At 51.5% G+C, this 1041-nt stretch carries 1 rRNA gene; it reads right to left on the bottom strand.

The features are described from left to right. A 23S ribosomal RNA gene (locus tag OX459_RS28035) occupies positions 1–1041 on the bottom strand; the annotation flags it as partial.

Below are 1041 nucleotides of genomic sequence, written 5' to 3'. Positions count from 1 at the left end.
TTCTCCCGAGTTCTCTCAAGCGCCTTAGAATACTCATCTCGCCCACCTGTGTCGGTTTGCGGTACGGTCTCGTATGACTGAAGCTTAGAGGCTTTTCTTGGAACCACTTCCGATTGCTTCGTGAACAAGTTCACTCGTCCCATCCCCTTGAATTCCGCGCCCGGATTTGCCTAAGCGCCTTCTATGAGACAGAAACTGACTATTCCAACAGTCAGACAACCTTCCGCGATCCGTCCCCCCATCGCATCATACGACGGTGCAGGAATATTAACCTGCTTCCCATCAGCTACGCATCTCTGCCTCGCCTTAGGGGCCGACTCACCCTGCTCCGATGAACGTTGAACAGGAAACCTTGGGCTTACGGCGTGGAGGCTTTTCACCCCCATTATCGCTACTCATGTCAGCATTCGCACTTCTGATACCTCCAGCATCCTTTACAAGACACCTTCGCAGGCTTACAGAACGCTCTCCTACCATATCCAATAAAGGATATCCGCAGCTTCGGTGACTGGCTTAGCCCCGTTACATCTTCCGCGCAGGACGACTCGATCAGTGAGCTATTACGCTTTCTTTAAATGATGGCTGCTTCTAAGCCAACATCCTGACTGTTTTAGCCTTCCCACTTCGTTTTCCACTTAGCCAATCTTTGGGACCTTAGCTGGCGGTCTGGGTTGTTTCCCTCTTGACGCCGGACGTTAGCACCCGACGTCTGTCTCCCAAGCTCGCACTCATCGGTATTCGGAGTTTGCAATGGTTTGGTAAGTCGCAATGACCCCCTAGCCATAACAGTGCTCTACCCCCGATGGTGATACTTGAGGCACTACCTAAATAGTTTTCGGAGAGAACCAGCTATTTCCAAGTTTGTTTAGCCTTTCACCCCTACCCACAGCTCATCCCCTAATTTTTCAACATTAGTGGGTTCGGACCTCCAGGGCGTGTTACCGCACCTTCATCCTGGCCATGAGTAGATCACTTGGTTTCGGGTCTACACCCAGCGACTGATCGCCCTATTCGGACTCGATTTCTCTACGGCTTCCCTAT

This window comes from Janthinobacterium sp. SUN026, assembly GCF_030397625.1.
In the GTDB taxonomy this organism is placed as follows: domain Bacteria; phylum Pseudomonadota; class Gammaproteobacteria; order Burkholderiales; family Burkholderiaceae_D; genus Janthinobacterium; species Janthinobacterium kumbetense.
The sequence above is the reverse complement of the archived record's forward strand: the minus strand, read 5'-3'. Positions and strand labels throughout refer to the sequence as shown.